Annotated in this window: 4 protein-coding genes; all 4 read left to right on the forward strand. The window is 73.1% G+C overall.

Annotated features, from left to right (window positions below; genetic code table 11):
• On the forward strand, positions 1 to 699 hold a 699-nt coding region (locus ACWGI8_RS34150; RefSeq protein WP_453666935.1), incomplete at its 5' end, for a baseplate J/gp47 family protein.
• The gene (locus ACWGI8_RS34155) at positions 696 to 4,580 is read left to right on the forward strand and encodes a putative baseplate assembly protein (RefSeq protein ID WP_453666936.1); all 3,885 of its coding nucleotides are present in this window, start codon (positions 696 to 698) and stop codon (positions 4,578 to 4,580) included. The genes ACWGI8_RS34150 and ACWGI8_RS34155, both read left to right, overlap by 4 nt.
• A 107-nt stretch (positions 4,581 to 4,687) precedes the next feature.
• On the forward strand, positions 4,688 to 6,859 hold the full coding sequence (locus ACWGI8_RS34160; RefSeq protein WP_453666939.1) for a hypothetical protein: 2,172 nt from the start codon (positions 4,688 to 4,690) through the stop codon (positions 6,857 to 6,859).
• An 89-nt stretch (positions 6,860 to 6,948) separates the two neighbouring features.
• A partial coding sequence (locus ACWGI8_RS34165) for a DUF6519 domain-containing protein (RefSeq protein ID WP_453666937.1) occupies positions 6,949 to 8,201 on the forward strand: 1,253 nt, incomplete at its 3' end.

Raw genomic sequence — 8,201 nt, forward strand, 5'->3', positions numbered from 1 at the left:
GTACGCCAGTTGGCGCCGCTCGACCTGAAGCGCTCCCGGCTGCGTGCCGTCACCGCCGAGGACTACGCGACGCTCGCGGCACAGCTCCCCGGGGTGCAGCGGGCCGCCGCGGAGATCCGCTGGACCGGCAGTGTTCAGGAGGCGCATGTCGCGGTCGACGCGCTGGGGACCGGTGATCCTTCCCCCGAGCTGCTCGACTCGGTGTCGTACGCCCTGGAGAGCTACCGCCGCATCGGCCACGATCTGGTGGTCGGCCCGGCGCGGCAGGTCCCGCTGGACATCGCCCTCGCGGTGTGCGCCGCGCCCGGCCATCAGCACGGGCAGATCCTCGCCGAGCTGTACCGGCTCCTCGGCAGCCGCCGGCTGCCCGGCGGGCGGCTCGGCTTCTTCCACCCCGATGCGCTGACCTTCGGCGAACCGGTGCGGCTGAGCCGGCTGGTGGCGGTCGCCGCGTCCGTGCAGGGCGTGCAGAGCGTACGAGTGACCCGGCTCAGCCGGCTGTTCCACCACACGTCCATCAACACCACCGACGAAACAGCCGAAACAGCTGAAACAGCTGACCCGTTCGACACCGATGACACCGCACTGGAGGCAGGCGTGCTGCGGCTCGGCCCGCTGGAGATCGCGCGTTGCGACAACGACCCCGACCGGCCCGAGCTGGGCCGGCTGTCGATCGAGCTCGGTGGAGGTGCCCGATGAGCGGCCCGCACGACTGCGGTTGCGGCTGTGGCGGGCACGACGAGCGCCATGCGCCCATGGCCCTGTACAACCCGCCGGGCCGCACGGCCCTGCAGTACCGGGTGGGTGAGTACGGCTCGTTCCTGGCGGCCATGCTGGACCGGCTCGCGTCGCCGGCCTATCCGGCGCTGCGCGGGCTCACCGTCCGCACTCCCGACGACCCGGCGATCGGGCTGCTCGACGCCTGGGCGGTCGTCGGTGACCTGCTGACCTTCCATTCCGAGCGGATCGCGGACGAGGGGTATCTGCGCACCGCCGACGAGTACCGTTCGCTGGCTCTCCTGGGGCGGCTGGTCGGGCACCGGCCGCGGCCCGGTATCGCGGCCGACACCCACCTCGCGTACACCCTGGACCGCGATCCGCGGGCCGAGGACACTCCGGTGCTGATTCCGCGCGGCGCGCGCAGCAACAGCGTGCCCGCCTCCGCCGACGAGGCGTCGCAGACCTTCGAGACCAGCGAGGCCCTGACGGCCCGCTGGGCCTGGAACGAACTGGCCGTGCGCCGGCGCCGCCCGGGCCTGCTGACCGCGGACGATCTGCGGCAGCGTTCCGAGATCTACGTCTCCGGCACCGGCACGTCCCTGCAGACCGGGGACAAGCTGCTGTTCGTCTTCGGCGGCGGCCGGGGGACGGGCGACCGGGCGGCGAGCGGACGGGGGGCCGGGGCGCAGCGACTGTTGCTGCCGGTGGCACGCATCCGGATCGACCGGGACGACGATGTGACGGCGATCGGGCTGCCGCAGTCCGCCCCGAAGTCGCTGACCGAGCTGGTGGCCGAGCTGCGCCAGTGGATCACGGAGGACGCTCCGGACGTCGAGGACGCGGACCCCACTCCGGACAACCCCAATCCGCGTCCGGTCAGCATGCTCATCGAGACGTTCGACGCCCAGGTGCTGGCGCCGCTGCGGGCCGATCTGGACGGGATCACCAGCCCGGCGCAGTTCGCCCGGCGGCTCGCGGACCCGCACGAGCGGCTCGCCGAGGCACAGGCGATCGCCGCTCCGTACGAGGAGGTAGCCGACTGGTTCGAACAGTTGGAGGCGGTGGTCGGCGAACTGCGGGAGCGGGCGGCGGATCTGGAGCCCTCCCAGCCGGCGCCGCCGGCTTCCGCCGCCGCGAAGGGTTCGGCGGGCTCAGTGGCGGACTCCGCGGCCATGCGGGCTCTCGGCGCCGTCCTGCCCGCGCTGCGCACCCGTGTCGTGAAGCCCCCGTCGGGAACCGTCCCGCACACCGCGAGCAGTCTCTTCGCACCCGGCTCCGACCTGGGCGCGCAGCTGCTGTCCGCGCTCGATCCGCGGGTCGCGGACGGGATGTACGCGGCGTGGCGCGGTGCCGCCCCCGCCGTGCCCGCGCTGCTGCGGGAGCTCCAGGCGATGCGGGTGACGGCCGCGCCGTTCGGGGCGACGGCTCCGCTCAAGCCCGTGCAGGACGAGCGCGGACGGGTGATCCGGCAGACGGACTGGCCGCTCGGCGGCTCCGCGCTGACCACGATGCGGGTCGTGTACGACACGGCGGGCCGGATGCCGGTGCGTGCCGAATTCCAGCACATCGAGACCGGCACCTCGGTGCAGACGTCGGAGAATCTGCCGGCCGAGAAGACCTTCCGGCTGGGCCCCGGTCAGGTGTCGCTGCAGACCCTCCCCCAGCCTTCGGCCGGGGGGACCCCCATCTCGCTTCGCTCGGGCCAGGACCACGACCTGAGCTGGCTGACCCGGCGGCCCGCGGACTCGCAGGAGCCCGGGGTGACCGCGCAGTTCACGGACGGGCTGCCCGAGCGGACCCTGTTCGTGTCCCGGCCCGCCGAGGACGGACGGGTCCATGTCGTCGTGCACAACGGCGAGCCGCTCAACTGGCTGCTGGCTCCGGGCGAGCAACGTCAGCAGACCCACGGCGGACTCGAAGTGACGGTGCGGTACACGGCGGCCGGCGAGCCGCCGAACGTCGAGATCGGCATCGCGACCGTACCGGAGCAGGCCAACCGCCATGTCCTGCCGCTCGACTCCGTGCAGGACGGCATCACCGTCGGCAGCTGGGTCGCGATCGAGCGCCCGCGCAAGGGCGCCGAGGGCCCAATCCCCGGCGACGCGAAACTCGCGTTCGTGACCACGCGCGTGACCGCCGTTCGCACCGCCGCGTACACCAACTTCGGCATCACGGGCCGCGGCACCGAGCTCACCCTCGCCGACGCCTGGCTGGACGAGCACGATGTGCTGCTGTCCACGATCCGGGACGCCACCGTGCACGCGGGCGGCGAGGCGCTGCGCCTGGCCGACGAGCCGCTGGGCGAGGACGTGCACGGCAATGAGATCGAACTGGCCCAGCTGTACGACGGGCTGCGGCCGGGCCGCCATCTGATCGTGTCGGGCGAGCGCACCGACATCCCGAACACGGCGGGCGTGCGCGGCACCGAACTGGCGGTGATCGCCGCGGTGGAGCAGCAGCTCGATCCGCTGCTGCCCGGCGACCATGTCCACACCCGGCTGACGCTGACCGCGGATCTGGCCTACCGCTACCGCCGTGACACCGTGCGCATCCAGGGCAATGTGGTCCCGGCGACGCACGGCGAGAGCCGCGACGAGCCGATCGGCAGCGGAGACGCGGGCCGGACCAACCAGACGTTCACGCTCTGGCAGTCACCGCTGACCTGGCTGCCCGCCGACAATCCTCTCGGTGCGACGCCCACGCTGGAGATACGGGTCGACGGGCTGCTGTGGCACGAGGTCGACAGCCTGGCCGGGCGCGGCCCGCGGGAGCGAAGCGAGATGGGGGTCCCCCCGGCCGAAGGCTGGGGGAGGGTGTACGTGTCGGGCACGACCGCGGACGGGCGTACCACGGTGACCTTCGGCGACGGGGTGCACGGCGCGCGGCTGCCCACCGGGCAGGAGAACGTCCGGGCCCGGTACCGCTTCGGCACCGGCCGGGCCGCCAATGTCGCGGCGGACCGCATCACCCAGGCGGTCACCCGGCCGCTGGGCGTCACGGCGGTCACCAATCCGCAGCCCGCCACGGGCGGTGCGGACGCCGACGGGCGCGGGCTGACCCGGCGCACCATCCCGCTCGCGGTCTCCGCGCTCGACCGGCTCGTGTCGGTGAAGGACTACGAGGACTTCGCCCGTTCGCGGGCGGGCATCGGCCGGGCCTCGGCACGCGAGGTCTTCGACGGGCGACGCCGGGTGCTGCATGTGACGGTCGCCGGCGTGGACGACATCGCGATCGGCGCCGACTCCGAGGTGCTGCGCGCGCTGCGCTCCTCGCTCGCGCAGTACGGCGACTCGCGGCTGCCGGTCCGGGTGGATGTGCGTGAGCTGGTGCTGTTGCTGCTCTCGGCGCGGGTGAAGGTGGCCCGTGACCACACCTGGACGGTCGTCGAGCCACGGCTGCGGCAGGCGCTGCTGCGCGAATTCGGCAGCGGCCCAAGGGAGTTGGGTGCTCCCGCACGGCTCTCGGAGGTCATGGCGACCGCGCATTCGGTGCCGGGCGTGGACTACGTGGACGTGGACGTGTTCACCGGAGTTCCGGCGTCCGTCACCCCGAGCGGGCTCATCGGGCTCGCCGGATCGCTCGCCGAACCGCGCACCACGGTCCCGGCCAGGGCGGCCGAGTACGACGAGGACGTGCACCGGGTCACCGCCGATGGCGGGGAGACGCTCACGCAGATCGCCGCCCGGTACGGCATCCCGCTGGCCGAACTGCTGCGGCTCAACCCGGACATCACCGATACCCGCCGGCTGGAGAAGGGCCGGGCGGTCTTCGTCTTCCGGGGCATCCGGCCGGCCCAGCTCGCTCTGCTGTCGCCGCATGTCACGGACACGCTGATTCTGACGGAGGTGACCGACCGGTGAGCGACGGCCGTGACACCAGCCGCTACCGCGGCGGGGCGGCCGCCGGGCCGCAGACAACCGCGACAGGCGCACCGCTGCGCCGCGTGGGCGGAGAAGGGAACGAAAAGATGCAGCGCAGGGAACCCGACGGCCTCGCGGAGCTGCTCCCGCAGTGGCACCGAGTGCGCGACGCCGAGGGCGGAGAGCCGCTGCGCGCACTGCTCGCGGTGATCGCCGAGCAGGTCGACCGGGTGCGGGACGGGGTCGAGCAGAACTACGAGGACTGGTTCGTGGAGACGGCGGCGCCCTGGGTGCTTCCGTATCTCGGTGATCTGGTCGGCTACACCCCGCTGCCCGGCTATGAGCGGGTGCAGGCGCAGGGCCTGACGGGCCTCGGCGGCGAGGACGGCGACGATTCGCGCGCCCGGCTCGCCGCAGCGCTGGCACCGCGCCGCGACGTCGCCGCGACCGTCGCCAACCGGCGGCGCAAGGGCACGCCGGCACTGCTGGAGGAGCTTGCCCAGTCGGTCGCCGGATGGCCTTCGCGGGCCGTGGAGTTCTCCCGGCTCGTGTCCCATCAGCAGCCGGTCAAGCTGTACGGATCGGGCACCGAGGCCGTCAACGCGCGGCGGCGGGAGCGCGGCCGGCTCGTCGACGTCCGGGAAGGCGCGGCTCTGGATCTGGCGGGCGGCCCGTTCGGCTCGGTCGCGCTGTCCGTGAACGTGCGCCGGGCCGGCTCGGCCCGCACGCAGGGGGGCTACTCCCCCGCCGGCGTCGGGCTGTTCGTGTGGCGGCTGAAGCCGTACCACGTGACCCGCGCGCCCGCGTACTGCATCGACCGGGCCCGCAACCTCTACACCTTCTCGATTCTGGGCAACGACAGCCCGCTGGTGACCAAGCCGGTGCCCGAGCCGTCGACCGTACACATCGCGACGGTCGACAACGTCCCCGCGTACATCCGCCGCCGACAGCTCGCCGACCGGCTCGCGGACTACTACGGGCCCGGCAAGTCCTTCACGATCTGGCGTGACGGCCAGGACGAGCCGGTGCCGATGTCGGATCTCGTGGTGGCGGATCTGACGGACTGGCGCTACCGCCCGAAGCGCGGGCAGGTCGCCGTCGATCCGGTGCTCGGCCGGATCGCCTTCGGGTCGCGCTCGGCGCCGCGGCAGGGCGTGTGGGTCACCTACCACTACGCGTTCGCGGACGACATGGGCGGCGGAGAGTACCCGCGCGACCGTGAGTCGCCGACGGCCGCGAAGGTCTACCGGGTCGGCCCGGGCCAGTCCTACCAGCGGATCATGGACGCGTACGGCGACTGGCGGACCGACCGGCGGGCCGGGCACTGCGGCCCCGACGGCATCATCGAGATCACGCACAGCGGCGCCTACCAGGAGCAGCTGGACTTCGATCTGGATCCCGGCGACCGGCTGGAGCTGCGGGCCGCCGAGGGGACCCGGCCGGTGATCCGGCTGCTCGACTGGTACAGCAACCGGCCCGACGCGCTCAACATCCGCGCCCAGGAGGAGTGTGCGCACGACGCGCCGCGGATCGTGCTGGACGGTCTGCTGATCACCGGGCGCGGCCTCAATGTCACCGGGCCGGTGGGCGCGGTCGTGCTGCGGCACTGCACGCTCGTTCCGGGCTGGTCGCTGGAGCCGGAGTGCGACCCGCACTCGCCCGAGGAGCCGAGCCTGGTGCTCGACCGGACCACCGCGTGCGTCAGCGTCGAGCGCAGCATCCTCGGCACGATCGAGGTGATCGGCGACGAGGTGGGGCACGACCCGCTGGAGATCCACATCCGCGACAGCATCCTGGACGCGACCGGCCACGACCGGGCGGCGCTGTCCGCCCCGGACTGCCGCCACGCGCACGCCGTGCTGCACGCGCACCGTACGACCGTCATCGGCGAGGTCCACACCCATGCGGTGCAGATCGCCGAGAACAGCATCTTCACCGGGCGGCTGCACGTGGCCCGGCGGGGCATCGGCTGTGTGCGGTTCTCGTACCTGCCACCGGGCTCGCGCACTCCGCGCCGGCACCGCTGCCAACCGGATCCGGCGGGCCACGGGAACAGCGGGTCGGTGCGCCCGCTGTTCACCGGCGAGCGGTACGGCACGCCCGCGTACGGGCAGTTGGCCCACGGATGCGCCGAGGAGATCGTGCGGGGCGCGGAGGACGGCTCCGAGATGGGCGCCTTCCACGATCTGTACCAGCCACAGCGCATGGACAGCTTGCGGGCCCGGCTCGCCGAGTACACCCCGGCCGGTACGGACGCCGGGATCGTCCCCGTCACCTGATCCCCGTCACCCGATCCCCGCCACCTCGTCGCCGCCGTGCGACACGACTTCTCAACCGTTCGCCGAACTTCCGAGGGGGACCCCTTCCCATGCACGCAGACATCTCCCGCATCACCTACCGGCCGGACCGGCACTACTCGGCGGTGATCGCACAACAGGGCCGCGTCCAGCTCGACGCGGACGCCAATGAACAGGCCGCGATCCAGCTGGACCGGGCCCGTACCGTCGCCGCCGATCTGATCGGGCAGCACGGCGGCCCGGCCGGCGCGACCGGCCTCGCGGTGGGCTTCGACGGCCGCGGCCAGGAGCTCGACGATCTGACCATCGGGGGCGGTCGTTACTACGTGGACGGCATCCTGCTGGACGCCACGCGTCCGCGCCCCGGCACACCGGTCCCCGACGACGGGCATGCGGCCCACAAGGGCGACGAGAGCGACAAGGGTGACAAGGACGCCCCGGCGGCGCCGGCCGCAGCGGCGACCTGGACGTACTGGGACCAGCCCGACGGTTACCGGGACCCGGAACGCCCCGGTGACCGGCTGCCCGCCGAGCGCCCGTATCTGGCCTATCTGAAGGTGTGGGAGCGCTCGGTCACCGCGGCCGAGGACCCGCTGCTGCGGGAGGTGGCGCTGGGGTCCGCGATGCCCGACACGGCGGCGAGGCTGAAGGTCGTCTGGCAGGTGCTGCCGCTGGCGGGCTCGCAGCTGGAGCTCGAGGACGGCGCGGACAGCGACAAGGCCAACATCCGTGCGGCGTTCGCCAAGTGGGCGGCGGCGCAGGCCCCGACCGCGCGGATGGCGGCGCGCAGCGAGCGCCCGGACCACGCGGACGAGGACCCGTGCCTGGTCAAGCCGGACGCCCGCTACCGGGGCCCGGAGAACCAGCTGTACCGCGTGGAGATCCATGAGGGCGGCACGGCGCAGGAAGCGACGTTCAAGTGGTCCCGGGAGAACGGCTCGGTGACCTTCGCCGTCGACGGACTCGACGGCACCTGGGCGGAGCTGGCGTCGCTGGGCAGCGACGACAAGCTCGATCTGAACGTCGGCGACTGGGTCGAGCTGACGGACACGGCCTACGTCAGCCGCGGCGAGCCGCTGCCGCTGCTGCGGGTGGAGGAGGTCGATCTGCCGGGGCGGCGGGTGCGGCTGTCCGCCGAGCCGCACCCGTCGGTGGGGCGGCGCCCCGAACTCCACCCGTTCCTGCGGCGCTGGGACCACCGCGCGGGCTCCCGGCACACCAGCGGTGCGAAGGGTGCGAAGCAGGGGGCACCGAAGCCGCGGGGTGGCGCGCTGCGGATCGAGGAAGGCGGCTGGCTGCCGCTGGAGGACGGCGTACAGGTGTA

It is taken from the genome of Streptomyces sp. NPDC054841 (genome assembly GCF_053611045.1).

Excerpts from the sequence above, each read along its gene's own strand:
- ACWGI8_RS34155 (WP_453666936.1), top strand. The coding sequence starts at position 696 with ATGAGCGGCCCGCACGACTGCGGTTGCGGCTGTGGCGGGCACGACGAG.
- ACWGI8_RS34160 (WP_453666939.1), top strand. The coding sequence starts at position 4,688 with ATGCAGCGCAGGGAACCCGACGGCCTCGCGGAGCTGCTCCCGCAGTGG.